The sequence below is a fragment of the Streptomyces bathyalis genome (assembly GCF_015910445.1).
Classification (GTDB): Bacteria; Actinomycetota; Actinomycetes; order Streptomycetales; family Streptomycetaceae; genus Streptomyces; species Streptomyces bathyalis.
This window is the reverse complement of sequence record NZ_CP048882.1, coordinates 1321957-1346221: the sequence shown is the minus strand read 5'-3', so window position 1 is coordinate 1346221 and position 24265 is coordinate 1321957. Positions and strand designations below refer to the sequence as shown.

The 24265-nt window shown below is 71.6% G+C and carries 20 protein-coding genes and 1 pseudogene; 9 read left to right on the top strand and 12 right to left on the bottom strand.

The window, feature by feature from the left end; genetic code table 11:
- Positions 1–108 precede the first annotated feature (108 nt).
- Entirely contained in the window at positions 109–579 is a 471-nt protein-coding gene (locus G4Z16_RS05930) for a pyridoxamine 5'-phosphate oxidase family protein (RefSeq protein ID WP_197349551.1), read from the top strand.
- 147 nt (positions 580–726) lie between these two features.
- Here G4Z16_RS05930 and G4Z16_RS05925 read toward each other — a convergent pair whose 3' ends face one another.
- The 6 genes from G4Z16_RS05925 to G4Z16_RS05900 form a co-directional block, all read right to left on the bottom strand.
- Entirely contained in the window at positions 727–2859 is a 2133-nt protein-coding gene (locus G4Z16_RS05925; RefSeq protein ID WP_197349549.1) for a 3-hydroxyacyl-CoA dehydrogenase NAD-binding domain-containing protein, read from the bottom strand.
- A gap of 73 nt (positions 2860–2932) precedes the next feature.
- On the bottom strand, positions 2933–4153 hold the full coding sequence (locus G4Z16_RS05920; RefSeq protein WP_028437637.1) for a thiolase family protein: 1221 nt from the start codon (positions 4151–4153) through the stop codon (positions 2933–2935).
- Positions 4154–4335: 182 nt separating this feature from the next.
- Positions 4336–4656 (bottom strand): hypothetical protein, encoded by a 321-nt coding sequence (locus tag G4Z16_RS05915; protein ID WP_197349547.1) that lies wholly within the window; start codon positions 4654–4656, stop codon positions 4336–4338.
- A 49-nt stretch (positions 4657–4705) separates the two neighbouring features.
- On the bottom strand, positions 4706–5983 hold the full coding sequence (locus G4Z16_RS05910) for a ribonuclease D (protein WP_197349546.1): 1278 nt from the start codon (positions 5981–5983) through the stop codon (positions 4706–4708).
- A gap of 207 nt (positions 5984–6190) precedes the next feature.
- Positions 6191–6865: a response regulator transcription factor gene (locus tag G4Z16_RS05905; protein WP_028433019.1), complete on the bottom strand. Its 675-nt coding sequence runs from the start codon at positions 6863–6865 to the stop codon at positions 6191–6193.
- A 245-nt stretch (positions 6866–7110) separates the two neighbouring features.
- Positions 7111–7779, bottom strand: a complete 669-nt coding sequence (locus G4Z16_RS05900) for a DUF3000 domain-containing protein (RefSeq protein WP_197349544.1) — start codon at positions 7777–7779, stop codon at positions 7111–7113.
- 266 nt (positions 7780–8045) lie between these two features.
- On the opposite strand from G4Z16_RS05900, the gene hemE reads away from it, so the two are divergent.
- Positions 8046–9110 (top strand): uroporphyrinogen decarboxylase, encoded by a 1065-nt coding sequence (gene hemE, locus G4Z16_RS05895; RefSeq protein ID WP_197349543.1) that lies wholly within the window; start codon positions 8046–8048, stop codon positions 9108–9110.
- Between the two features lie 46 nt (positions 9111–9156).
- On the opposite strand, the gene G4Z16_RS05890 is transcribed toward hemE, so the two are convergent.
- Entirely contained in the window at positions 9157–10578 is a 1422-nt protein-coding gene (locus G4Z16_RS05890) for an FAD-dependent oxidoreductase (RefSeq protein ID WP_197349542.1), read from the bottom strand.
- 100 nt (positions 10579–10678) lie between these two features.
- On the opposite strand from G4Z16_RS05890, the gene hemG reads away from it, so the two are divergent.
- Complete coding sequence (hemG, locus tag G4Z16_RS05885) at positions 10679–12115, top strand: protoporphyrinogen oxidase (RefSeq protein ID WP_197349541.1); 1437 nt, start codon at positions 10679–10681, stop codon at positions 12113–12115.
- 4 nt (positions 12116–12119) lie between these two features.
- Positions 12120–12851 carry a hydrogen peroxide-dependent heme synthase gene (hemQ, locus tag G4Z16_RS05880; protein WP_197349540.1) on the top strand — a complete coding sequence of 244 codons (732 nt, stop codon included), beginning with the start codon at positions 12120–12122 and terminating at the stop codon, positions 12849–12851.
- Positions 12852–12978: 127 nt separating this feature from the next.
- On the opposite strand, the gene G4Z16_RS05875 is transcribed toward hemQ, so the two are convergent.
- Positions 12979–13917: a GlxA family transcriptional regulator gene (locus G4Z16_RS05875; protein ID WP_197349539.1), complete on the bottom strand. Its 939-nt coding sequence runs from the start codon at positions 13915–13917 to the stop codon at positions 12979–12981.
- A gap of 196 nt (positions 13918–14113) precedes the next feature.
- Here G4Z16_RS05875 and G4Z16_RS05870 point away from each other — a divergent pair, with 196 nt between their 5' ends.
- Positions 14114–14269 carry a hypothetical protein gene (locus G4Z16_RS05870; protein WP_197349538.1) on the top strand — a complete coding sequence of 52 codons (156 nt, stop codon included), beginning with the start codon at positions 14114–14116 and terminating at the stop codon, positions 14267–14269.
- Positions 14266–14706: a DUF6010 family protein gene (locus G4Z16_RS05865; protein WP_197349537.1), complete on the top strand. Its 441-nt coding sequence runs from the start codon at positions 14266–14268 to the stop codon at positions 14704–14706. Before G4Z16_RS05870 ends, G4Z16_RS05865 begins: the two co-directional genes overlap by 4 nt.
- A 38-nt stretch (positions 14707–14744) precedes the next feature.
- On the opposite strand, the gene G4Z16_RS05860 is transcribed toward G4Z16_RS05865, so the two are convergent.
- The 3 genes and pseudogenes from G4Z16_RS05860 to G4Z16_RS05850 form a co-directional block, all read right to left on the bottom strand.
- Positions 14745–16325, bottom strand: coding sequence for an alpha/beta hydrolase (locus tag G4Z16_RS05860; protein WP_197349535.1), 1581 nt, complete (start codon positions 16323–16325; stop codon positions 14745–14747).
- Positions 16326–16621: 296 nt separating this feature from the next.
- Positions 16622–17936, bottom strand: a pseudogene (locus G4Z16_RS05855) (MbnB/TglH/ChrH family RiPP precursor modification enzyme).
- Positions 17937–18074: 138 nt separating this feature from the next.
- Entirely contained in the window at positions 18075–18740 is a 666-nt protein-coding gene (locus tag G4Z16_RS05850) for a peptidyl-tRNA hydrolase (protein WP_343070695.1), read from the bottom strand.
- A gap of 332 nt (positions 18741–19072) precedes the next feature.
- Here G4Z16_RS05850 and G4Z16_RS05845 point away from each other — a divergent pair, with 332 nt between their 5' ends.
- Genes G4Z16_RS05845 through G4Z16_RS05835 form a run of 3 tightly spaced genes read left to right on the top strand, consistent with a single transcriptional unit; the run spans position 19073 to position 22780 of the window.
- Positions 19073–19600, top strand: a complete 528-nt coding sequence (locus tag G4Z16_RS05845; RefSeq protein WP_197349534.1) for a (2Fe-2S)-binding protein — start codon at positions 19073–19075, stop codon at positions 19598–19600.
- On the top strand, positions 19587–20576 hold the full coding sequence (locus tag G4Z16_RS05840) for an FAD binding domain-containing protein (RefSeq protein ID WP_197349532.1): 990 nt from the start codon (positions 19587–19589) through the stop codon (positions 20574–20576). Before G4Z16_RS05845 ends, G4Z16_RS05840 begins: the two co-directional genes overlap by 14 nt.
- Positions 20573–22780, top strand: coding sequence for a xanthine dehydrogenase family protein molybdopterin-binding subunit (locus tag G4Z16_RS05835; RefSeq protein WP_197349530.1), 2208 nt, complete (start codon positions 20573–20575; stop codon positions 22778–22780). The genes G4Z16_RS05840 and G4Z16_RS05835 overlap by 4 nt, the downstream gene beginning before the upstream one ends.
- A 113-nt stretch (positions 22781–22893) precedes the next feature.
- Here G4Z16_RS05835 and G4Z16_RS05830 read toward each other — a convergent pair whose 3' ends face one another.
- Positions 22894–24264, bottom strand: a complete 1371-nt coding sequence (locus G4Z16_RS05830) for an alkaline phosphatase PhoX (RefSeq protein WP_197349528.1) — start codon at positions 24262–24264, stop codon at positions 22894–22896.
- Between the last annotated feature and the right edge of the window lies 1 nt (position 24265).

Genomic DNA, 24265 nt, shown 5'->3' with positions numbered 1-24265 from the left:
CTTCGGGGTGCCTGGCGGCCATCTGGTCCGCTACGAGGCGAGTGTCCGCCTTGCGACGTAGATCCGACGCCGGATGTGGCCGGGTGCCCGCCGTCATAACCTCCCCGCATGACGGCACCCGACTCTCCCTCCACCGGACCCCGCAGCCCGCAGCGGCGCAAGCGCGAAGCGCTCGAACGACTGGCGAAGGACAACGACCTGTGGGCTGCCACGGCCGACGCCACCGGCGAACCGTGCCTCGTCCCGCTGGCCTTCTGGTGGGACGGCGAGGCGGTGTGGCTCTCCACCCGGGAGACCAATCCGACCGGACGCAACATGTGCGCCTCAGGCCGGGTCCGGCTCAGTCTCGGCCATACACGGGACGTCGTCCTGGTCCACGGCACCGCGCGCATGCTGACCCGCGACGAGCTTCCGGCCGAGGTGGGTGACGCCTTCGCGGCCAAGGACGGCTGGGACCCCCGCGAGAGCCACCCGTCGTACATGTTCTTCCGGGTCGTCCCGCAGGTGCTGCAGGCGTGGGGGACGGTCGCGGAGATGACAGGACGGACCTTGATGCGCGATGGGAAGTGGCTGGTCTGAGGCCTGTCCGGAGCCCCAACCCCCTCGCGCTCTCTCCGTCTCCTTCTCCTTCGCCGTAGCGCGGGTGGCGCGGCCCGCGACGGCGAACGGCGCCCGCCCGCAAGTGCGTTGCGGACGGGCGCCGTTCCGGTTCTTTCGTCTGCCTGGTCAGGCGGGGACGCTGGCGACTCCCGGCTCCAGGAAGCGGCGCCCGGTGGCCCGTTCGCTGACGCCCTCACGGTCCAGGTACGGCGTGATGCCGCCCAGGTGGAAGGGCCAGCCCGCGCCGGTGATCAGGCACAGGTCGATGTCCTGTGCCTCGGCGACGACGCCCTCGTCGAGCATGAGGCGGACCTCCTGCGCGATGGCGTCCAGCGCCCGCTCCCGCACCTGTTCCTCGGTGAGCACCACGTCGCCCGTCTGGAAGAGCGCCTCGACCTCCGGGTCCAGTTCCGGCTTCGCGGCGCCGGGGACGTAGAGGTTGCGCTTGCCCGCGTCGACGACGCGCCCGAGGTTCTCCGAGACGCCGAAGCGGTCGGGGAACGCCGCGTTCAGCGTGCCCGAGACGTGATGGGCGACGGCCGGACCGACCAGCTCCAGCAGCACGATCGGCGACATCGGCAGCCCCAGCGGCGCCAGCGCGCGGTCGGCGACGTCGACGGGGGTGCCCTCGTCGATGGAACGCAGCACCTCGCCGAGGAACCGGGTCAGGACACGGTTGACGACGAAGGCCGGTGCGTCCTTGACCAGAACTGCCGTCTTCTTCAGCGACTTGGCCACGGAGAAGGCCGTCGCCAGCGAGGCGTCGTCCGTGCGCTCCGCCCGTACGATCTCCAGCAGCGGGAGGATGGCGACCGGGTTGAAGAAGTGGAAACCGACCACACGCTCGGGGTGCTTGAGCTTCGAGGCCATCTCCGTGACCGACAGCGACGAGGTGTTGGTGGCGAGGATGGCGTGCTCCGGCACGGCCGCCTCCACCTCGGCGAAGATCTTCTGCTTGAGACCCATCTCCTCGAAGACGGCCTCGATGACGAAGTCCGCGTCGGAGAAGGCGGCAGCCTTGTCCAGCGACCCGGTCACCAGCGCCTTCAGCCGGTTGGCCTTGTCCTGGTTGACGCGGCCCTTCAGGAGCAGCTTGTCGATCTCCTCGTGGACGTAGGCCACTCCCTTGTCCACCCGCTCCTGGTCGATGTCGGTCAGCACGACCGGCACCTCCAGACGGCGGGCGAAGAGCATCGCCAGCTGCGAGGCCATGAGTCCGGCTCCCACGATGCCGACCTTGGTGACCGGACGTGCGAGGGACTTGTCCGGAGCACCAGCCGGCCGCTTCGCGCGCTTCTGCACGAGGTTGAACGCGTAGATGCCGCTGCGCAGTTCACCGCCCATGATCAGGTCGGCCAGCGCCTTGTCCTCGGCGTCGAATCCCGCACGCAGGTCGCCGCTCTTGGCCGCGGCGATGATGTCGAGCGCGCGGTAGGCGGCCGGGGCGGCGCCGTGCACCTTGTCGTCGGCGATCTGCTTGCCGCGTGCCACGGCCTGGTCCCACGCCTCGTCGCGGTCGATCTCGGCGCGCACGACCTCGATCTCGCCCTTGAGGACGGCCGCGGTCCAGCGCAGCGACTGCTCGAGGAAGTCCGCGCCCTCGAACAGGGCGTCGGCGATGCCCAGTTCGTAGACCTGCGGGCCCTTGAGCTGCTTGTTCTGGTTCAGGGAGTTCTCGATGATGACCGAGACCGCGCGGTCGGCACCGATGAGGTTCGGCAGCAGCGCACAGCCGCCCCAGCCCGGCACCAGCCCGAGGAAGACCTCCGGCAGCCCGAACGCGGGCACGGCCTGCGAGACGGTGCGGTAGTTGCAGTGCAGCCCGACCTCGACGCCGCCGCCCATCGCGGCGCCGTTGTAGTACGCGAAGGTCGGCACACCGAGGTCGGCCAGCCGCCGGAAGACCGCGTGGCCGCCCTGGCCGATGGCGAGGGCGTCCTTGTGCTCCTTGAGCAGCTCGACGCCCTTGAGGTCGGCGCCGACGGCGAAGATGAACGGCTTGCCGGTGATGCCGGCACCGACGATCTCGCCCGCCTTCGCCTCCTTCTCCACCTCGTCGATCGCGGCGTCGAGGTTGGCCAGCGAAGCCGGCCCGAACGTCGTCGGCTTGGTGTGGTCGAAGCCGTTGTCCAGCGTGATGAGTGCGAAGCGGCCCGCGCCGCCCGGCAGGTCGAGGTGACGCACATGCGCCTGCGTGACGACCTCGTCCGGGAACAGTTCGGCCGCGCCCTTCAGCAACTCGGCGGTGTTGGTGCTCATGCCGCTCCCTCGCTGTGCTCGGTCGTGCATGCGCACGTGCTGCCCCTCTTCATTGTTCGCTCGCTGCGCTCGCTCACTTGCCTGCCCCCTTGTGGTGCGGGTTCTCCCAGATGACGGTTCCACCCATGCCGAATCCGACACACATCGTCGTCAGCCCGTAGCGCACGTGCGGCTGCTCCTCGAACTGCCGCGCCAGCTGCGTCATCAGGCGGACGCCGGAGGACGCCAGCGGGTGCCCGTAGGCGATGGCTCCGCCGTACTGGTTGACCCGCGGGTCGTCGTCGGCGATGCCGTAGTGGTCCAGCAGCGCCAGCACCTGCACGGCGAAGGCCTCGTTGACCTCGAAGAGGCCGATGTCGTCGATCGACAGCCCGGCCTTCGCGAGCGCCTTCTGCGTGGAGGGCACGGGCCCGACGCCCATGACCTCCGGCTCGACACCGGCGAACGCGTAGCTGACGAGCCGCATCCTGACCGGCAGGTCCATCTCCTGCGCGAAGTCCTCGGCGGCGATGAGCGAGGCGGTCGCACCGTCGTTGAGACCGGCGGCGTTGCCCGGGGTGACGCGGCCGTGCGCGCGGAAGGGGGTCTTCAGCCCTGCGAGGCTCTCCAGCGTGGTGCCCGGACGCATCGGCTCGTCCTGCGTGGCCAGGCCCCAGCCGGTCTCCCCGCCCTCCTCGTTGGTGCGGCGGACCGAGATCGGCACGAGGTCCTGCTGGATCTTGCCGTTCGCGTAGGCCTTGGCGGCCTTCTCCTGGCTGCGCACCGCGTACTCGTCGGCGCGCTGCTTGGTCAGGTGGGGGAAGCGGTCGTGCAGGTTCTCCGCCGTCATGCCCATGAACAGGGCGGACTGGTCGACCAGTTTCTCCGATACGAAGCGCGGGTTGGGGTCGACGCCCTCGCCCATCGGGTGACGCCCCATGTGCTCGACACCGCCCGCCACGACGACGTCGTAGGCGCCGAAGGAGACGGAACCGGCGGTGCTCGTCACCGCCGTCATCGCACCCGCACACATGCGGTCGATGGAGTAGCCGGGGACGGTGTTGGGGAGTCCGGCGAGGATCCCCGCCGTGCGGCCCAGGGTCAGGCCCTGGTCGCCGATCTGCGTGGTGGCGGCGATGGCCACCTCGTCGATGCGCTCGGGCGGCAGGTCCGGGTTACGGCGCAGCAGTTCGCGGATGCACTTGACGACCAGGTCATCTGCCCTGGTCTCGTGATAGATGCCCTTGGGGCCCGCCTTGCCGAACGGTGTGCGGACGCCGTCGACGAAGACGACGTCCCTAGCGGTACGAGGCACTTTGGCTCTCCTCCAGTGCGGTGCAGTTACGCCGTGCGGCGCGCTTCCCACGGGTCATGCTACCCGTGGGTAACTGAGGAGCAAGGGCCGTTCCCAGGGAGGGGTACACGTCACACCGCGGCCGCGCCACAGGCGTGTCCCACGGCCCCTGGACCACACTCGCAACGCGGGCGGACGGCCGGTCAGCGGCGGCCCGGCCGGCGCTTCCGGAAGCGCAACCTCCGCCGCCGTGTGCGCGGTCGCGGTACGACCGGCCGCCGCCCCGCGCCACCGTCCCTGCCACCCGGCGAAAGCACCGGCACCTTGCGTTCCGCCTGTGCCTGGATCTCGTACGCGGAGTCGTGCGCGGTCACATGGAAGGCCTCGTCGTGCGCGGCCAGAGCGCCCCGCACCGCTGCCCCCGCGATGCCCCGGCGGCGCACGACGGCCGCCAGCCATGCGAAGAAGCCGATGACCGCCGCGAGGGCGGCGGCGACCACGAGATACGGAAGGAGCTCACTCATGGGCCCGGACCGGGGCGGGCACCGCTCCGCCGATGTCGGCCATGGCGCGCTACTCGGCCGGGGCCGGCTCGGCCAGCGCCTCGGTCAGCAGCGACGCCGTCTGCTCGATCTGCCACTCGCGGGCCCCGAGCGCCCGCAGTGCCGAGACGACCTCGGGCATCGTGCTCGCACTGGGCGGCTGCCAGCACAGCCGCCTGACCGAGTCGGGCGTCAGCAGGTTCTCCTGCGGCATGCCCAGCTCCTCCGCGCGTGCCGTCACTGCCGCACGCGCCGCCGCGAGCCGGGCGGCGGCCGCCGGGTCCTTGTCGGCCCAGGAACGCGGCGGCGGCGGACCGTTGGGCGTCTGGCTCTGCTGCGGAAGAGCCGAGTCGGGCAGCGCCTTCGCCCTGTCGACCGCCGCCTGCCACTGCTCGAGCTGCTTGCGGCCCATGCGGTGCCCGAAGCCCGGCAGGGCGGAAAGGGCCCGCGCGTCCGAGGGCAGCGCCAGCGCCGCCTCGACGATCGCCGAGTCGGAGAGGACCTTGCCCGGCGAGACGTCCCGCTTCTGCGCGATCTTGTCGCGGGCGTTCCACAGCTCCCGTACGACGGCCATCTGGCGCCGCCGCCGCACCTTGTGCATGCCGGAGGTGCGCCTCCACGGGTCCTTGCGGGGCGGGGCCGGGGGTGCGGAGGCGATGGTCTCGAACTCCTCCCGCGCCCAGGCCAGCTTGCCCTGCTGTTCCAGCTCCTCCTCCAGGGCGTCCCGCAGGTCGATCAGCAACTCGACGTCCAGCGCCGCGTAGTGGAGCCAGGGCTCCGGGAGCGGACGCGTCGACCAGTCGACGGCGGAGTGGCCCTTCTCCAGCGAGTATCCGAGCAGGTTCTCCACCATCGCGCCCAGCCCGACCCGTGCGTACCCGGCGAGGCGTCCCGCGAGCTCGGTGTCGAACAGCCTCCGGGGCACCATGCCTATCTCACGCAGGCACGGCAGGTCCTGGGTGGCGGCGTGCAGCACCCACTCCGAGTCGGCCAGGACGGAGCCCAGGGCCGACAGGTCCGGGCAGCCCACCGGGTCGACCAGCGCGCTTCCCGCACCTTCGCGTCGCAGCTGCACGAGATAGGCCCGCTGCCCGTAGCGATAACCGGAAGCCCGCTCGGCGTCCACGGCGACGGGGCCGGTGCCCGAGGCGAACGCGGAGACGATCTCGGCCAGTCCCGCCTCGTCGGCAGTCACGGGTGGAACGCCCTCGCGGGGCTCGAGCAGGGGGACCGGCGCCTGACCAGGGTCTTGGCCCTCGGTCGTGGTCTTAGCGGGGTTTGCTGATGCGGTGTCTCGGGCGTCGGTCACCGGTCAAGGGTATCTGCGGAAGGCCCGTGGTTGTCCGAATGTCCGGGCAGATCGTTGCCCGTGGCACCGGAATCTTCGTCAGGTTCCGCCGGCGGCCACCGTGCGGAGGCTTCCGCAGCGCACACACGAGGCGCCCGCCTGCGGACAGTGCCGCCGGCGGGCGCCTCGAGGTGTGGGGGAGGGGAAGCTCCGTGAAGGAGCGGGTGATCAGTGGATGATGCCGGTACGGAGCGCCACGGCGACCATGCCCGCACGGTCCCCGGTGCCCAACTTGCGGGCGATGCGGGCCAGATGGGACTTCACCGTCAGAGCCGAGAGGCCCATGGAGACGCCGATGGCCTTGTTGGACTGGCCCTCCGCAACCAGCCGCAGCACCTCGACCTCGCGTCCGGACAGCTCGCGCTGTCCGCCGGGGTGCCCCGGGCCGCCGGGGCCGCCGCCGGGCCGGCGGTGCATCCGCGCGGCCGCGGCACCGATCGGGGCCGCACCGTGCCGGGTGGGCATGGCGCCGAGGTTGTTGCGGGTGCCGGTGACGACGTAGCCCTTGACGCCGCCCGCCAGGGCGTTGCGTACGGCGCCGATGTCGTCGGCTGCCGAGAGGGCCAGGCCGTTCGGCCAGCCCGCGGCTCGGGTCTCGGACAGCAGGCTGAGGCCCGAACCGTCCGGGAGGTGGACGTCGGCCACGCAGATGTCGCGTGGATTGCCGACTCGGGGACGTGCCTCCGCGATCGACGACGCCTCGATCACGTCCCGTACCCCGAGAGCCCAGAGATGTCGGGTCACGGTGGAACGGACGCGGGGGTCGGCCACGACGACCATGGCCGTCGGTTTGTTCGGGCGGTAGGCGACCAGGCTTGTGGGGTGCTCAAGAAGAACAGACACCGGGCCTCCGAGGGCTGGCTGCGGACGGAACGATTCCGGTGACCGCGCGGGGCTGGCCGGGGAGTTCCGTGTGGAAGGGTCATAGACTCCTTCGGCAGGTCGGGGACCCTGCTTTAGGAAGTGATCACCAATTGATGACCGATATTTCCTGAATCGGACAGCCGCTCGACCTCGCCCCGCGCGGTCTCGCGCGCCGGGGAGCGGCGCGGCGGAACCGGCCGCGGGCGCAGGGGAGCCGGTGATCTTCAGAGGGGCTGAGGGCCCCGCCGCTTCGGCAGGGAGACGACGGAGCTTCCGTCGCCGGGGTCGGGCGGCAGCCCCGCGCACTGACACAGAAGCTCCGACCAGGCGATCAGATGGACGGCCATGTCGGGCAGGGCGTCGGCTGCCGCCGCCTCGTCGGGGCGGGGCGTCCAGCTGGCCCGGATCTCCAGTTCCGTCTGCGGCGGGCGCTCGTCCAGGCCGCCGAAGTAGGAGGAGCCGGACCGGGTCACCGTCCCGCTCGAGTCCGAGTACGCGGCCGACTGAGCCTCCAGTGCACCTGTGAGCCACGACCACGTGACCTCGGGCAGCAGCGGATCGCCGGCCATCTCGGGTTCCAGCTCGGTGCGGGCCAGGGTGACGACGCGGAACGTGCTCTGCCAGGACTCCTGCCCCGACGGGTCGTGGAGCAGGACGAAGCGGCCGTCCGCGAGCTCGGCCGACTCGTCCTCGGGGTCCATGACCGCGGCGGACAGCGCGCAGGAGAACGGGGCGAGGCGCTTGGGCGCAGGCAGCGCGGAGAGCTGCACCTCAGGCCTGGTGTGTGCGGAGTTCAGGGCCGCCATCGCCTGCTGGAAGGGCACGGGGGCGCCGTCGCCCCCGCCGCCCGAGCCGCCGGAGCCCTCCGTCGTCGTTGGTCGCGCCGCTGCCATGGGGCGCAAGAGTAGGGCGAGCCGGGGGCACAGACCGGTAGGGACACTCGCAAGTGGCCGAAGAACGATGGGTGTTGAAGATCCCGGAGGGTTCGCAGGGCAGTCACGGGGCGGGCGGCGGCCGGCCGTCCGCCGAGATTGGCCGACAAGCGACGGCGCTCGTGGGAGGGTGCTCCGCCCGCCGGGCCGGGACGGGCGAGAGCCCGCAAGCCACTGCGCCACCTCGCCGGTGAGGAGCCCCTCCTGGGCGTGGGAGACTGCCGTGCGTGAGTGCCGAAGAACCCCAGCCGGGCAAGCCGACCGACCCGCACGACTCCGCATTCCTCAGGGCGTGCCGCAGGGAGCCCGTGCCGCACACCCCGGTGTGGTTCATGCGGCAGGCGGGGCGCTCGCTGCCGGAGTACCGCAAGGTGCGTCAGGGCATCGGCATGCTCGACTCCTGCATGCGTCCGGACCTGGTCACGGAGATCACGCTGCAGCCCGTTCGACGCCACGGGGTCGACGCCGCCATCTACTTCAGCGACATCGTCGTACCGCTCAAGGCCATCGGCGTGGACCTCGACATCAAGCCGGGCGTCGGACCGGTCGTGGAGCAGCCGGTGCGCACGCGCGCGGATCTGGAGCGGCTGCGGCCCCTCGAGCCGGACGACGTCGCCTACGTCACGGAGGCGGTGCGGCTGCTCGGCCGCGAACTCGGCGACACCCCTCTCATCGGCTTCGCCGGTGCGCCGTTCACGCTGGCCAGCTATCTCGTCGAGGGCGGCCCCTCACGCAACCACGAGCGCACCAAGGCGCTGATGTACGGGGACCCCGAGCTGTGGGCCGCGCTGCTGGACCGGCTCGCCGTAATCACCGCCACGTTCCTGAAGGTGCAGATCGAGGCCGGCGCCTCGGCCGTGCAGCTCTTCGACTCCTGGGCCGGCGCCCTCTCCGAGACCGACTACCGCCACTCGGTCATGCCCGCCTCGGCGAAGGTCTTCCAGGCCGTGGCGCACTACGGCGTACCCCGCATCCACTTCGGCGTCGGCACGGGCGAACTGCTCGGGGCCATGGCGGAGGCGGGAGCGGACGTCGTCGGTGCCGACTGGCGGGTGCCCCTGGACGAGGCGGCCCGGCGGATCGGTCCGGGCAAGGCGGTGCAGGGAAACCTGGACCCGGCGGTCCTGTTCGCGCCGCGCCAGGCCGTGGAGGTTCAGGCGCAGCGCGTGCTGGAGGCGGCGCGCGGGCTCGAGGGCCACATCTTCAACCTGGGCCATGGAGTGCTGCCCGATACCGACCCGGACGCGCTGACGCGGCTCGTGGAGTACGTGCACGAGAAGACGGCTGGCTGAAGGGGCGTCCACGCTGCTTCCGCTCGGTCCTGGCCGCCTCGTTCCGTCATCCGGAGACGGCCGCCGTCGCCTTCCGTGCCGCCACCAGCACCGGGTCCCACACGGGGGAGAACGGCGGCGCGTAGCCCAGGTCGAGATACGTCATCTGCCCGACAGTCATTCCTGCGGTCAGCGCGACCGCCGCGATGTCCACGCGCTTGCCCGCGCCCTCACGTCCCACGATCTGCGTGCCCAGCAGCCGTCCCGTGCCGCGCTCCGCGAGCATCTTCACCCGCATCGGACGGCTGCCGGGGAAGTAGCCGGCGCGGCTCGTCGCCTCCGCCGTGACCGTGACGAACTGCAGTCCCACCTCGCGGGCCTGCCCCTCCAGCAGTCCCGTACGGGCGATCTCCAGGTCGCAGACCTTGCTGACGGCCGTGCCCACGACGCCGGGGAAAGTCGCGTACCCGCCGGCGATGTTGGCGCCGATGACCTGCCCGTGCTTGTTGGCGTGCGTGCCGAGGGCGACGTGCCGCGTCCGTCCGGAGATCAGATCGAGGACCTCGACGCAGTCGCCGCCGGACCAGATGTTCTCACTTCCGCGCACGCGCATCGCCAGGTCCGTCAGCAGACCGCCCGATTCCCCGAGCGGCAGCCCGGCCTCGCGCGCGAGCGAGGTCTCCGGTGCGACGCCCAGGCCGAGCACCACGACGTCGGCCGGGTAGGAGGTCTCCCCGGTGGTGACGGCGCATGCCCGGCCGGAGTCGTCCGTTTCGACGGCGGTGGCCGGTGTTCCCGTCACCACCTCCATGCCCATGTCGCACATCGCGTCGCGCACCAGCTCGCCCATGTCGGGGTCGAGGGTCGTCATCGGCTGCGGGGCTCCCTCCAGAACCGTCACCTCGAAGTCCCGCCTGACGAGGGCCTCGGCCATCTCCACACCGATGTAACCGGCGCCGACCACCACTGCCCTCAGGCGGTCCCCGCCGTTCCCTGACCCTTTCCGGTCCGGGCCCTGCAGCGCGTCCAGGCGTTCCAGCAGGGCCTGTCCGTCCTCCAGGGACTGCACGCCGTGCACGCCCTCGGCGTCGATGCCGGGCAGTGGGGGGAGCACGGGCCGGGCGCCGGTGGCGAGGACGAGGTCGTCGAATTCCGTCCAGAACTCCGGCCCCGGGGGCGCGTCCCGCGGCAGTTCACGTGCGCGCACCCGCCCGCGGTCCGGGTCGATCGCGGTGACCTCGGTGCGCATCCGCACGTCGATGTCGCGTTCGCGGTGCTGCTCGGGCGTACGGGCGATCAGATCGTCCCGTTGCCCGACGTCGCCGGCGACCCAGTACGGAATGCCGCACGCGGAGTAGGAGGAGTAGTCGCCCCGTTCGAAGGCGATGATCTTCAGTTCGTCCGGCCCCTGGAGCCTGCGGGCCTGCGACGCGGCCGTCATCCCTGCCGCGTCACCTCCGACGACGACCATGCGGCGGGCAGCGGCCATGTCCCGAGTCCTTCCGTCGTGGGCGGGGCTCCCTCGTCCCCGGGATTCCCGCCGTCGCCCTGGATACGCCGGGCGGTACCCGTCCTGGGACGATGGACACATGCATGTGATCGTGATCGGCGGGGGCATCTCGGGGCTCGCGGCGGCCCTGCGGCTCTCCTCGAGCGGGGCGTCGGTGACCGTGCTGGAGGCGTCCGCGCGCCTCGGAGGGAAGCTGCTTCCGGGCGACATCGCCGGCTCCGCCGCCGTCGATCTGGGCGCGGAATCGATGCTGGCGCGCCGCCCCGAAGGCGTGGATCTCGCGCGGGAGGCCGGCCTGGCCGACGCGCTCGGGCCGCCGACGTCCGCGAGCGCCGCCATCTGGTCGCGCGGCGAGATGTGCCCGATGCCCAAGGGCCATGTGATGGGTGTGCCCGGCGATCCCGAGGCTCTGCGGGGTCTGCTCTCGGAGGAGGGAATCACCCGTATCGGCGAGGACGCCTCGCTCCCGCCCACCGACATCGGCGAGGACGTCGCCATCGGCGAGTACGTGGCGAAGCGCCTCGGACCCGAGGTCGTGGACCGCCTCGTCGAGCCGCTGCTGGGCGGCGTGTACGCGGGCGACGCGTACCGCATCTCCATGCGCGCGGCGGTGCCGCAGCTCTACGAGGCCGCACGCGCCGGGACGTCGCTGCTCGCCGGGGTGCGCGGCCTCCAGGAACGGGCGCCCGCCCCGGCCGCCGCCTCGCCCGTCTTCATGGGCATCGAGGGAGGGATCGGGCGCCTGCCGGGAGCGGTGGCGGACGCCTGCCGTGCCGCGGGCGCGGTGATCCGCACGGGCACTCCCGTACGGACCGTGCGCGGGCACGTCTCCGCTGACGAGTCGTCACCGCACGGGCGCGCGGCCCCCGCACGCTGGACGGTGGTCACCGACGGCGGCGAGGCGCTGGAGGCCGACGCGCTCGTCGTGGCCGTGCCCGCCCCGCAGGCCGCGCGGTTGCTCGCGGATCAGGCGCCGGCTGCGGCGAGGGAGCTGCGCGCCGTGGAGTACGCGTCGATGGCGCTGGTCACCATGGCCTTCCGGCGCGCGGACCTCGATCACGTGCCGGGCGGCAGCGGCTTCCTCGTGCCCCCGGTCGACGGCCGCACCATCAAGGCGTCCACCTTCTCCAGCAACAAGTGGGGGTGGGTCGCCGCACAGGACCCGGAACTGTTCGTGCTGCGGACCTCCGTCGGGCGGTACGGCGAGGAGGCGGTCCTCGAGCGCGAGGACTCCGAGCTCGTTGAGCTGTCCCTGCGCGATCTGGCTGCCGCGACGGGTCTGTCCGCCTCCCCGGTGGACCGCGTGGTAACCCGCTGGAGCGGCGGCCTGCCGCAGTACCCGGTCGGCCACAGGGCGCGCGTCGCCCGCATCCGTCAGGCCGTGGAGAAGGTGCCGGGCCTGGCGCTGTGCGGGGCCGCGTACGACGGGGTGGGCATCCCCGCGTGCATTGCGAGCGGTGAGCGTGCGGCCAGGGAGACCCAGGCGCCGGCGACGGCCGGCAGCGCGCGAGAATAGGCGCATGACAGCTGCACCGGAGCCTGGGAGCCCCGAGAAGACGCCCAACGCGGGCAAGAAGGCCAAGGACCTCAACGAGGTCGTCCGATACGCCCTGTGGTCGGTCTTCCGGCTGCGCGACGTCCTGCCCGAGGACCGCGCGGGATACGCGGACGAGGTGGAGGAGCTGTTCGGGCAGCTCGCCGCGAAGGACGTGGTGGTGCGCGGCACCTACGACGTCTCGGGGCTGCGCGCCGACGCCGACCTGATGATCTGGTGGCACGCGGAATCCTCCGACGCCCTGCAGGACGCCTACAACCGCTTCCGCCGCACCCGCTTGGGGCGGGCCCTGGAACCGGTCTGGTCGAACATGGCGCTGCACCGCCCCGCCGAGTTCAACAAGTCGCACCTGCCCGCCTTCGTCGCCGGTGAGGAACCGCGGGCCTACGTCAGCGTGTACCCCTTCGTGCGTTCCTACGACTGGTATCTGCTTCCGGACGAGGACCGCCGCCGCATGCTCGCCGACCACGGGAAGATGGCCCGCGGGTTCCCGGACGTACGGGCCAACACGGTGCCCGCCTTCTCCCTCGGCGACTACGAGTGGATCCTCGCCTTCGAGGCCGACGAGCTGCACCGCATCGTCGATCTGATGCGCCACCTGCGGGGCTCGGAGGCGCGGATGCACGTACGGGAAGAGGTGCCGTTCTACACGGGGCGGCGCAAGCCCGTGGCGGAGCTGGTGGCCGGGCTGGTCTAGGGCCGGTCCAGGGCTGGTCGGTCCGGCAGGTCGTGCAGGCGCGCGTGGCTCCGGTCGGGTGTCACAAGGCAGCCGCCCGTTGCCGTTTTTCCGGCCTCGAAGCTGCATCCGGTTCGGTGACCACGTCTCAGCTGAACGTGCGCCGGTAGGTCTTCGGGCTGACGCCGGTCGTGCGTTTGAAGCGGTCACGGAAAGTGGTCGCCGAGCCGAATCCGACCTGGGTGCCGATGCGTTCGACGGAATGCTCCGTGGTCTCGAGCAGGTGCTGGGCCTGGCGGATGCGGGCTCGATGGAGCCACTGGAGCGGGGTGGTGCCCGTCTGTTCGCGGAAGCGGCGGATCAGGGTCCGGGTACTTGTCCCGGACTGCGCCGCGATGTCAGCGAGGGTGAGGTCGCGGCCCAGGTTGCTGCGCAGCCATGTGAGCAGAGTTTCGAGGTCGGACCCCTGCGGGGTCGGAGCGTGGTCGTGGACGATGAACTGCGCCTGTCCGCCCTCTCGTTCGAGAGGCATCACCGACAGCCGGGCGGCATCGGCGGCGACGGCCGAGCCGTAGTCCCGGCGGATCATGTGCAGGCACAAGTCCATGCCTGCGGCTGCGCCGGCTGAGGTGAGGAACTGACCGCTGTCGACGTAGAGGACGTCCGGGTCGACGTCGATGTCCGGATGGCTTGCGGCCAGCAGTCCGGCCGCAAGCCAGTGAGTGGTTGCCCGCAGCCCGTCGAGGAGGCCGGTGGCGGCAAGCGGAAAGGTGCCCGTGCAGATCGACGCGATCCGCGTGCCGTCGGCGGCGGCCGACCGCAACGCGTCGCGTACCGGGGGAGAGAGCGGGGCCGCGGGATCAGCGACACCCGGCACGATGATCGTGTCCGCGTCCTGGAGGCCCTCCAGACCCCAGGGGGCACGAAGAGTGAAGGTGCCGGCGTCGATCTCCTCGTCCTCGGCGCACACACGGATCTGGTAGCCAGGTCGCCCATCGGGCAGACGGGTCCGCGTGAAGACCTCGACCGGGGTTGACAGGTCGAACGGGATCACCTGATCCAGCGCGATGACGGCGACGGTGTGCATGGCAGGAACGTACCTCTTCGACGGTTTCACGCCTCAGGCCGGGCGTCCGCCCTGAGCCATGCCACTCCACGTCTCAGACCTGACAGTCGCGGTGGCGTTATCCCGTTGAAAGGTGTCACTCGTGCCACTGGGCGAATGTGGCGGCAGCGCGTTGACTTCGGAGCGTCCGACAGAGATCGACATCCGAAGGACCTTCATGCACATCCAGGTTGTTCTGCTCGACGGCTCCGACCGACTCGATGTCACCGCGCCCGGCGAGGTGCCGCACGCCCCGCGAGGTGGGCAGCGGCACCGGGCCGGCGCCCCCGTCGGGACGGTGCGGCCCGAGTTGGAAGAGGTCATCCCGTCATGAACTACGTGTGGCCGATCCTGGTCGGTGTCGTCTACTGCCTGCTGATGTGCCTCATCAGGGAACCGCACCGACGCCGCTTCAACGCGATCATGGTGGGGGGAGCCGGCGCGGCCTATCTGAGCGGAGGCGGCTTCGGCGCCTGGGAGCTCCCGGTCGTCGCCGTCATGACCTACGTCGCCTACCGGGGCCTGGAATCCTGGACCTTCATCGGCATCGGCTGGCTGATACACACGGCGTGGGACCTGGCCCACCACCTCAAGGGCAACCCGATCCTGCCCTTCCAGCACGACTCCTCCCTGGGCTGCGCCATCTGCGATCCCGTCATCGCCCTGTGGTGCTTCCGCGGAGGCCCCTCGCTGATCACCTTCGTCCGCGGCCGGTTGAGGCCCCGCCGGACGGCGGACCAACCGCCGCACGATGCGGCTGCACCCTGCTAGCGGACTTCGTCGGAATCCCGGGTCGTCACCGGCAGGGGTCAGGGGCGCGGTCCGGGAGGCGCGGGGCATTCGGCCGCGCGCCCCGGCGTCCTGCCGTCCAGCAGATAGGCCGCGAGATGCCGGTCGGCGCATGCGCTGCCGCCGGCGACGCCGTGCGTGCCCGAGCCCCGTTCGGTGACGAGGGAGGAGCCGGGCAGCCGCTTCCAGGTCTCCACGGCGCCCTCGTATGGGGTCGCGGCGTCACGGGTCGACGCGAGCAGCAGCACCGGCGGCAACTCGCCGGGCGTGGCGCCCACATCGACGGGCCGGACGGACCTGCCCTGCCAGTAGGCGCACGGAAGGTTCGCCCGCAGGTTCTCCCAGGTCTGGAACGGCGCCTCCCGCGCGAGCGCGGTGTTGTCGCGGTCCCAGCGCGACCAGTCCCGCGGCCAGTGCCCCTCGGAACACTGGACGGCGCGGTAGACGGAGTCGCTGTTCATCCGCTGCGCCGAGGCGCGCCGGCCGGGAGCGGCCAGTTCGGCCAGCGCACGCGGGTCGCCCTCGCGGAAGTCCGCGAGGGCGCGGGCCAGGCGCGGCCAGCTCTCGTCGCTGTAACCGGCGTCGAGGTAGCCGCGCAGCAGCTGCCGTGAGCCGACGCCGTCGCCCGCCCAGCCGCCCACGCTCCCGTGGTCGAGGGCGTCGCGTGCCCGGTCGAAGTTCCGCTGGACCGTGTGCGCCGTGCGGCCGAGTCCGTAGGCGGAGTCGTGCTCGGCGACCCAGGACATGAAGTCCCCCCAGCGGCGCTGGAACGCCTTGTTCTGTTCGAGGCCGTTGCGGTACCAGACCCTATCCGGGCGCGGATCGACGACGCTGTCGAGGACGAGGCGGCCCACGCGCTCCGGGAAGAGCGTGGCGTACACGGCGCCGAGGTAGCTGCCGTACGAGGTGCCGATGAAGTCGGTCCTCTCCCGGTGCAGGGCGGCGCGCAGGACATCCAGGTCGCGGGCGTTGTCGGCGGTGGTGAAGTGGTCGAGCCGCGCACCGTGTTCGCGAGCGCATGCCCTGGCGAACGCGGCGGCCTGCCGTCGCATCTGCCTCTTGAACGCCTCGGACGGCACACGGGGCGAGCGCGACGCGCCGCTGTCCGCCTCGTCCGGGTCCGCGCACAGCAGCGGGCCGGAGCGTCCGACGCCGCGCGGCGCGTAACCGACCAGGTCGTAGGAGCGGTTGAGCTTCTTCCACACGCCGCCCGGGACCGTGGCGTGGAGCGGGAAGTCCATGCCGTCGGCGCCCGGCCCGCCGGGGTTGTGCAGCAAGGGGCCGCGTCTCAGGGCCGCCGGACCGGTCGCACGTTTGCGGCTGACGGCCAGCCGGAACTTCTCCCCGTCCGGATCGGCGTAGTCCACGGGGATGGTGACGCTGCCGCACTCGGTGGACGCCGGAAGCTCCTCGGCCGCGGGGCACCTGGACCAGCCGATGCCGGCGGCCTCCGCCGCTTCGGCCGCCTTCGCCGCACCGACCGCCTCACGCGCGTCGCGGAGCGGAAGGGGCAGGCCGCCGGGGGTGATGTCGCCCGGGAGGACGGCGGCGGCCGTGAGGGCCAGGGCACCGAGCGTGGCGTGGATCGCGGCTGAGCGCACGGTGGTGCCTCGTTCCTGTTGGTGCTGTGGCGGGGCGCCGGAGACATGCGTTCGCCGCGTGCTGTGTGTGAGCCCCCATGAGCGGTGTGTGACAACGGGCATGCTGGGTGCGGGAGTTGGCGAAGTAAAGAACCGGCGGTACGTGTCGGCGGGGATGCGCCCGAAGCGGCGACCGCGGGGGCGGCCGTACGAAATCCGCCCGTACGCAAGGGAGTTCGGGGACGATCAGTGGTCGTTATCCGGCGATCACCGTGACTGACCGCAACGGCCGCGGGGCGGGCCGGGCCCGGCTCTCGTCAGCGGGCGCGCATCAGATGCAGCGTGCGGGCCAGCGTCCCCTCGGGCAGGGGCTCCGGGCCCGAACGCTCCAGCCACCACGACCGCAGCTTCCTGCGTGCGCGGCGGTCGCCGGCGAGGCCCTCGTCCAGTACGTGCGCCGCGAAGTGCAGCGCGTCGCGCCGGTAGCCCCCGGTCATGGGCCTCGCCCGCGCGTACGAGGCGAAGGCCGTGCGGAAGGCCGACTCGCCCATGATCTCCGGCAGTTCCGGTGCCACCTTCTCGACGACGCCGGCGCGCTTTCCGATGAGCGCGCGACTCTGCACGGCCAGCCGCTCGTGGTCGAAGCCCTCGGGTGCAGGCGCGCCCGCGACGAGCGCGGCAAGCAGCCCGGCCTGGGCCTGTGCGAGGCGTTCCCGTGCGCCGGCCGTTCCGGCAGTGTCCTCAGTCGCCATGGGTGCTCAACTCCCTTGCGCGCACGCCCTGTTCGACCATGCCGCGGATGCTGTCGAGCTCGCCCGCGAGTTCGCTCACGGGCGGGAAGTTCTCGTCCCGCTCCAGCAGCACGCCCGGTGGCTCCGTACGTGCGCACAGCTGGGCGAGAACGTCCAGCACGGACTGCGGCACGGGATGCCCGTGGCTGTCGTGCCAGACCCCGTCCCGCTCGAAGCCGCCCGCCACATGCACGTAGGCCAGTGCGTCCAGGGGGAGTTCGTCCAGCGCGACCGAAGGTTCCTCGCCGCGGTTGACGTGATTGGTGTGCAGATTGGCGACGTCGATCAGCAGGCGCACACCGGTGCGCTCCACGAGCTCGGCCAGGAAGGCGCCCTCCGTCAGCTCCTCGCCGGGCCACTCGACGAGCGCCGCGATGTTCTCCAGCGCGAGCGGCACGGGCAGCGCGTCCTGCGCGATCCGCACGTTCTCGCACAGCACGTCGAGGGCGTCCCGGGTGCGCGGCACCGGCAGCAGATGGCCCGCCTCCATCCGAGGGAGCCCGGTCGGCGCGCCTCCAGCCCGTACGAATGCGATGTGCTCGGTGACGAGCGGCGCCCCGAGCGCCTCGGCGCACTCGGCGAGCGCCGACAGCCGCGCCGGGTCGGGCGGTTCGGCTCCGCCGAGCCCGAGGGAGACGCCGTGCGGGACGACAGTCGTGCCGCGCTCCCGCAGCCGCTCCAGGGCGTCCGGCAGATGGTCCGGGCAGATGTTCTCCGCCACCACCTCGACCCAGTCGATGCCCGGCAGAGCCTCGATCCCGTCCGCGATCTCGGGCCGCCAGCCGATGCCGGTGCCCAGCCGCACCGCGGTGCCCGCCGTCCGTGTCCGCGCCGTCCCCATGTGAGCCTCCCCCTGCGTCTTCCTCGCTCCTGCCACGGAACGGGCGGGCGAATCCACCCCGGCCCGCTTTCAGAGGAGGAATTGAGGTTCGTGCGACCGGAAGCGACCGCTACGGATGGCGGCCGCGACCCGGATCAGTCAGGTTCGCAGAGCCGGATGGTCCGCGACCACCGTCACGGAACCCGGCGCGACCTCGGTGAAGCCCGCATCCCGTACGACCGGGAGCCCGCTGCGGACCAGACCGGCCCACTGCCCCGGCCCGCCGGCCGTACGCACGGCGAGGGCGAAGTCCGCCTCGCGCCACTCCTCGCGTGCCACGCCGGACAGCTGCCACCAGGCCAACTGCGCGCTGTGCCCGGCCTGTGCCATGGCCTTGCCCGCCGACATCTCCAGATCCGGGGCCAGCCACAGCACCGGTACTCCGTGAGGCGGGGCCGGGGGCGGCTCGGGGTCGGTGAGTTCGGTGCCGGAGACCTGCAACCGCGCCAGTTCCCCCGGCCAGTCGTCGACGGGCACGGGCGGATAGACCCTGACCGCCGCCGTCCGCCCCGTAACGGTCACGCCGGGCAGAGCTTCCGCGCGCCGCCACTCCGCGCCTCGCGCCCGCCGAACCACCTTGCGGATCGCGCTGTCCTCCCACAGCCGCACGCGCTCGGCCCACTCGCCGTCCTTCGCCGACCGTTCGTCGGAGAGGAGGGTGAGCACCGCGCGGGCCGCCGTCTCCATCGCGTCGGTGCGCTCCGGGGGCGCGGCCCGCTCCACCCGGACGACCAGCGGCAGCGCGTACTCCTGTGCGTCGTTCACGCGGTCAGTCTGCCAGCCGACGGAAACGGTCAACTCGTGCGGGAGGGGACGGAGTCGGCCGCCCGGCCCCGCTGCTCGTCACGGCAGAGCCCGGGTGAAAGCCGTCCGGATCCCGGGCGTACCGGGGGAGCGGAGCCGGAGCCGCGCCGGGCGGGCGTACACCTCTCTGTGTGATCAACCCGAATTATGCTGAATGCCGGTTTGATGACATCCGGTTCTCCGTTAGCGAGTAGCCGCTCGTACCGACCGTGCGCGAGGGGAGCGACCAGCCCCTCGCCATGCTCGCCGGCGAGTGCCGGTCTCCCGCGTTCCCGCATATCTGAGGAGAGGCGATGGCCAAAGCACTGAGTCAGCGACGCGAGGCACGCTCCGTGCCCGATGCCCCGGTGGAGCTGCACGTCAACGGCCGGCGGCACAAACTGCACCTCGACGTGCGGGTGACCCTGCTCGACGCGCTCCGGGACCGGCTCGGTCTGACGGGGACGAAGAAGGGCTGCGACCAGGGAACTTGCGGGGCGTGCACCGTGCACGTGGAGGGCCGCCGCGTCCTGTCGTGCCTGACGCTCGCCGCCCAGTGCGACGAGCGGGAGGTCACCACCATCGAGGGCCTGACCGCACCCGACGGGGGATCGCACCCGCTCAAGGAGTCCTTCGTACGTCACGACGCCTTCCAGTGCGGCTACTGCACGCCCGGTCAGATCATGTCGGCGGCGGCCCTGCTGGAGGAGGGACGAGCCGGTTCCGACGAGGACATCCAGGAGTTCATGAGCGGCAACCTCTGCCGCTGCGGCGCCTACGTCAACATCGTCGCCGCCGTGCGCGACGTCGCATCGACCGGGGGTGCCGATGCTTCCCTTTGAGTACGCGCGCGCGGCAGACGTCGACGAGGCCGTGAACCTCCTGGCCGGGGACCCCTCCGCGTCCTACCTGGCCGGGGGTACGACCCAGCTCGATCTGATGAAGGACGGGGTGCTCGGCCCCGAGCGGCTGGTCGACATCACCCGGCTCCCGCTCCGCGGCGTGACCCGCGACGGGGACGGCCTGCACATCGGCGCCCTCACCACGATGGAAGAGCTGGCAGCCGACCCGACGGTGACCGACGAGCTGCGCATCGTCCGCCAGGCGCTGCTCCTCGGAGCATCGACCCAGCTGCGCAACATGGCGACGATCGGCGGCAACCTCCTGCAGCGGGCGCGGTGCCGCTACTTCCGCGACCCGAGCGTGCCCGACTGCAACAAGCGCGAGCCCGGCACCGGGTGCGCGGCCGTGAACAACACCGCGAGGATGCACGCGATCCTGGGCGTCAGCGAGCGGTGCATCGCGGTGCACGCGTCCGATCTCGCCGTCGCCCTGGTCGCCCTCGACGCCGTGGTGCATCTGAAGGGGACGTCCGGCGGCCGCAGCGTGCCTCTCACACAGTTCTACCGGGAGGCCGGCAGCAGCCCCGACGTCGAGAACGTGCTCGTGCACGGTGAGTTGATCACCGCGATCACCATCCCGTTCCTGCCGCCCACGGCGGTCTCCGGCTACCTCAAGGTCCGCGACCGCGCCTCCTACGAGTTCGCCCTCGCGTCTGCCGGGGTCGCGCTCGTCGTGCAGGACGGCACGATCAACCAGGCACGTGTCGGGCTCGGCGGTGTCGGTTCGAAGCCGTGGCGGTCGCTTGAGGCCGAGCAGGTGCTCACCGGTTCGCCTGCGGGCGAGGAGACGTTCCGTGAAGCCGCGGCCGCTGCCGTACAGGGAGCCTGGACGGTCTCCGGCACGGCCTTCAAGGTCGAGCTCGCCCAGCGCACCCTGGTGCGGACCCTGCGGACCGTGTCGGGGGTGACCTCGTGACCGCCGCGGAAGCCGAACCCGTCGTCGGGCCGGGAATCGACCGCGTCGACGGTGCCCGCAAGGTGGAGGGTGCCGCGGCCTACCCGAGCGACGTCCAGGTACCGGGGATGGTGCACGCCGTCCTCGTCCAGAGCACCGTCGCCGCCGGGCGCATCCGCACGCTCGACACGGGCGCGGCGGAGGCGTCGCAAGGCGTCCTGGCCGTCATCACCCACCGCAACGCGCCCCGGCTGCCAGGCGGGCCGATGACCGCGCTCGGCGCGACGCCCCCGGCACCGCTCCAGGACGACCGGATTCTCCACCACGGTCAGCACGTCGCCGTCGTGGTCGCCGAAACGCACGAACAGGCCACCGCCGCCGCGCGGATGGTGCGCGTCGTCTACGAGGTGACCGACGCCGTTCTCAGGCTCGACGATCCGCGTGCCGAACGGCTGCAGAACCCGTGGGGGCTCGACACCGACCGCGGCGCCACCGGGGCCGCGCTCGAGGCGGCGGAGGTGAAGCTGTCGGGCACCTACACGACGGCGGACAACACCAACAACCCACTGGGCTGCTTCGCGACGGTGGCCGTCTGGGAGCGGAACGGCCTGACCGTTCACGACGCCACGCAGTGGCCGACGATGGTGCGCTCCACCCTCGCGAGGACCTTCGACCTGCCCGAGAGCGCCGTGAGAGTGCTGGCACCGTACGTCGGCGGCGCGTTCGGGGCCGGGCTGCGGGCGTGGCCGCACGTCGTGCTGGCGGTGCTCGCGGCGCGGATGCTCGGGCGGCCGGTGAAGCTGGTGCTGACCCGGCCTCAGATGTTCACCTCGATCGGGCACCGTCCCCGCGGGGTTCAGCATCTGTCGATCGGCAGCAGCCGGGACGGCGAACTGGTCGCCCTCGACCACCGTTCCACCTCCACCGTGGCCATGGAGGACGAGGACTTCGAGCCGGTCGCCGCGCTGTCGGCCCTCTCCTACGCCTGCCCCAACGTGATCACCCGGGACAGCCAGGCACGTCTGAACATCCCCGACCCCACGTCCATGCGCGCGCCCGCGGAGGCGCAGGGGAACTTCGCCATCGAATCGGCGCTCGACGAACTCGCCCACGCCCTGGAGATGGACCCGATCGAACTCCGGCTGCGCAACTACGCCGAGACCCATCCGGGGAACGGGATGCGCTGGTCGAGCAAGGCGCTCCGGGAGTGCTACGAGGCCGGGGCCGAGCTGTTCGACTGGTCACGGCGTACGCCCGAGCCGCGTTCCATGCGCGACGGCGACTGGCTCGTCGGGTACGGCATGGCCGGCGTCAGCTACCCCTGGTACGCGCAGCCCTGCAATGCGCGGGCGACCGTCAACCGGGACGGCAGCGCGCTGGTGCGCAGCGCCGCGACGGACATCGGGACCGGCACGTACACGGTGATGACACAGGTGTCCGCCGACGCCCTGGGCATCCCGGTGGGCAGGGTCCGCTTCGACCTCGGGGACTCCGACATGCCGCAGGCCCCGCAGGCCGGCGGGTCGGGACTCACCGGTGCCCTGGCGCCTGCCGTGCAGGACGCGTGCCGCGGAGTGCTGCAGCGGGTCCTCGACCTGGTGCGGGACGACGCCGATTCACCGCTGCGCGGGTGCACGCTCGAGGACGTCACCGTGAGGGGCGGCCGCATCCACCGGCGGGACCGGCCCGGAGAGGGGGAGTCCTACGCCGACATCCTCGAGCGGCACGGCCATCAGGAGCTGTCGGCGGACGGTGCCAGCACTCCGGCGGATCCCTCCGTGCTGGGCATGGCTCCGGCGGGGGCGTTCGGCGCCAAGTTCGTCGAGGTGCGTGTCGACGCCGAACTCGGCATCATCCGGGTGCCGCGCGTGGTCTCGGCGATCGACGGCGGCCGGATCCTCAACGAGAAGACGGCCCGCAGCCAGATCATCGGCGGGACCGTCGGCGGCATCGGGCAGGCACTGTTCGAGGAGACCATCACGGACGACGACACCGGACGCATCGCCAACGCCACGTTCGGGGACTACCTCGTCCCCGTGAACGCGGACGTTCCTCAGGTCGACGTCGTCTTCGTGGGAGCGCCCGACCCTGCGACTCCCCTCGGCACCAAGGGGATCGGGGAGATCGGGCTGGTCGGCATCGCCGCGGCCGTCGCGAACGCCGTCCACCACGCCACGGGAACGCGCATCCGGTCGCTGCCGATCACCCTGGACCGGCTGCTGTGACCTGCCCTGCGGTGACCGTCCTGCTGTGACCGGCCACCGCTGAGAGCCAGGAAGGGCCCGGCGTCCCTACGGGGACACCGGGCCCTTCCTGCGAGGCGTGGTGCGACGACGGGTCAGTGCTTCCAGGGACCAGTCACGGCGAACGTCGTGCCGGGCTCGTAGCAGTTGACGTACATCGTGCTGCTGTCCGGCGAGAAGGTCACACCCGCGAACTCGCCCCATGCGGGCTCGTCCTCGGATCCGGTGTTCTGCCGGTTCTTGGCCATCGGGTAGACCGAGCCGTGCTTGGTCAGGCCGAAGACGTGCTGCGCGCCCTCGCCGTCCTCGCTGACCATCAGGCCTCCGCTCGGCGCGAGGCAGATGTTGTCCGGCTCCTCGCCGGGAAGCTGGACGTCGGTGTCCGGGCCGAAGACCACGACGAGCGTGAGCTGCTTGCGCTTGGGGTCGTAGCGCCAGACCTGGCCGAAGTGGTCGGCCTTCGAACCCTCGCCCTTCTTGGCGAAACTGGAGACGAAGTAGACGGACTTGCCGCCCCAGTAGCAGCCTTCGAGCTTCTGCGCGTGTGTGATGCCCCCCTTGCCGTAGTCCTGGAGGCGGGTCGGGGTCTCCTTCGCCAGCGGGTCGGGCACGTCGACCCACTCGATGCCGTCGAAGGTCTTGCCCGGCTCCTGCACGACCGACAGGTCCGGCACGTCCGGCACCCGCATGGCCTGGAGCTTTCCACCCGCGTGCAGCGATCCGTGGCCGCCGAGCGGCTTCTCGGGCAGGAAGCGGTAGAAGAGACCGAACGGGAAGAGGAAGGCGTCTTCGGTCTCGTACACCACGCCGTTGCGCGGGTCGAAGGCGATGGCCTCGTGCTGGAAGCGGCCCATCGCGGTCAGCGGCTCGGTGGAGGTGGGCCGCTCGCGGGAGAAGCCGACCTCGAAGATGAAGCCGTGGTCCTTGGAGTAGCCCTCCTCGCCCGCCTTGAACTCGGTCTCCTCGCAGGTCAGCCAGGTGTCCCAAGGGCTGGGGCCGCCCGCGCAGTTCGTCGAGGTGCCCGCGATGGCCACCCGCTCGTCGAGGACCTTGTTCCTGCCGTCGAGTTCGAGGGACGTGCAGCCGCCCTTGGCGTCGGGGTCGTAGGTGAGGCCGTCGACGGTGGGGACGGCCTGCTCGGCGTCCTGGCGGTTCTCGTGGTTGCGCACGAGCCACGTGTGGCCGCCGCGCCGCGAGCCGAAGGCGGCCATTCCGTCGCAGTTGCTCGGGACCTTGCCTTCACCGGACGGCAGATCGTCGCCGGTGCGGGAAAGGATCTTGTACTTGAAGCCCTTGGGCAGATCGAGCACGCCCTTCGGGTCGGGCACGAGCGGCCCGTAGCCGGAACGGCCTCCGGTGCCCTGGGCGGCGGCGGTGCCCGTGAACAACTCCGAGAGGGCGCCCGAGAAGGCGATGCCTGCTCCCAACGCGCCCGATCTTGCCAGCACTTGACGTCGTGTCGTCATA

Coding starts and splice junctions, on each gene's coding strand:
- G4Z16_RS05930 (WP_197349551.1), top strand. CDS start 109: ATGACGGCACCCGACTCTCCCTCCACCGGACCCCGCAGCCCGCAGCGG.
- G4Z16_RS05840 (WP_197349532.1), top strand. CDS start 19,587: ATGCTTCCCTTTGAGTACGCGCGCGCGGCAGACGTCGACGAGGCCGTG.
- G4Z16_RS05890 (WP_197349542.1), bottom strand. CDS start 10,578: ATGGCCGCTGCCCGCCGCATGGTCGTCGTCGGAGGTGACGCGGCAGGG.
- G4Z16_RS05915 (WP_197349547.1), bottom strand. CDS start 4,656: ATGAGTGAGCTCCTTCCGTATCTCGTGGTCGCCGCCGCCCTCGCGGCG.
- G4Z16_RS05875 (WP_197349539.1), bottom strand. CDS start 13,917: ATGCACACCGTCGCCGTCATCGCGCTGGATCAGGTGATCCCGTTCGAC.
- hemG (WP_197349541.1), top strand. CDS start 10,679: ATGCATGTGATCGTGATCGGCGGGGGCATCTCGGGGCTCGCGGCGGCC.
- G4Z16_RS05870 (WP_197349538.1), top strand. CDS start 14,114: ATGCACATCCAGGTTGTTCTGCTCGACGGCTCCGACCGACTCGATGTC.
- G4Z16_RS05925 (WP_197349549.1), bottom strand. CDS start 2,859: ATGAGCACCAACACCGCCGAGTTGCTGAAGGGCGCGGCCGAACTGTTC.
- G4Z16_RS05900 (WP_197349544.1), bottom strand. CDS start 7,779: ATGGCAGCGGCGCGACCAACGACGACGGAGGGCTCCGGCGGCTCGGGC.
- hemQ (WP_197349540.1), top strand. CDS start 12,120: ATGACAGCTGCACCGGAGCCTGGGAGCCCCGAGAAGACGCCCAACGCG.
- G4Z16_RS05865 (WP_197349537.1), top strand. CDS start 14,266: ATGAACTACGTGTGGCCGATCCTGGTCGGTGTCGTCTACTGCCTGCTG.
- G4Z16_RS05845 (WP_197349534.1), top strand. CDS start 19,073: ATGGCCAAAGCACTGAGTCAGCGACGCGAGGCACGCTCCGTGCCCGAT.
- G4Z16_RS05830 (WP_197349528.1), bottom strand. CDS start 24,264: ATGACGACACGACGTCAAGTGCTGGCAAGATCGGGCGCGTTGGGAGCA.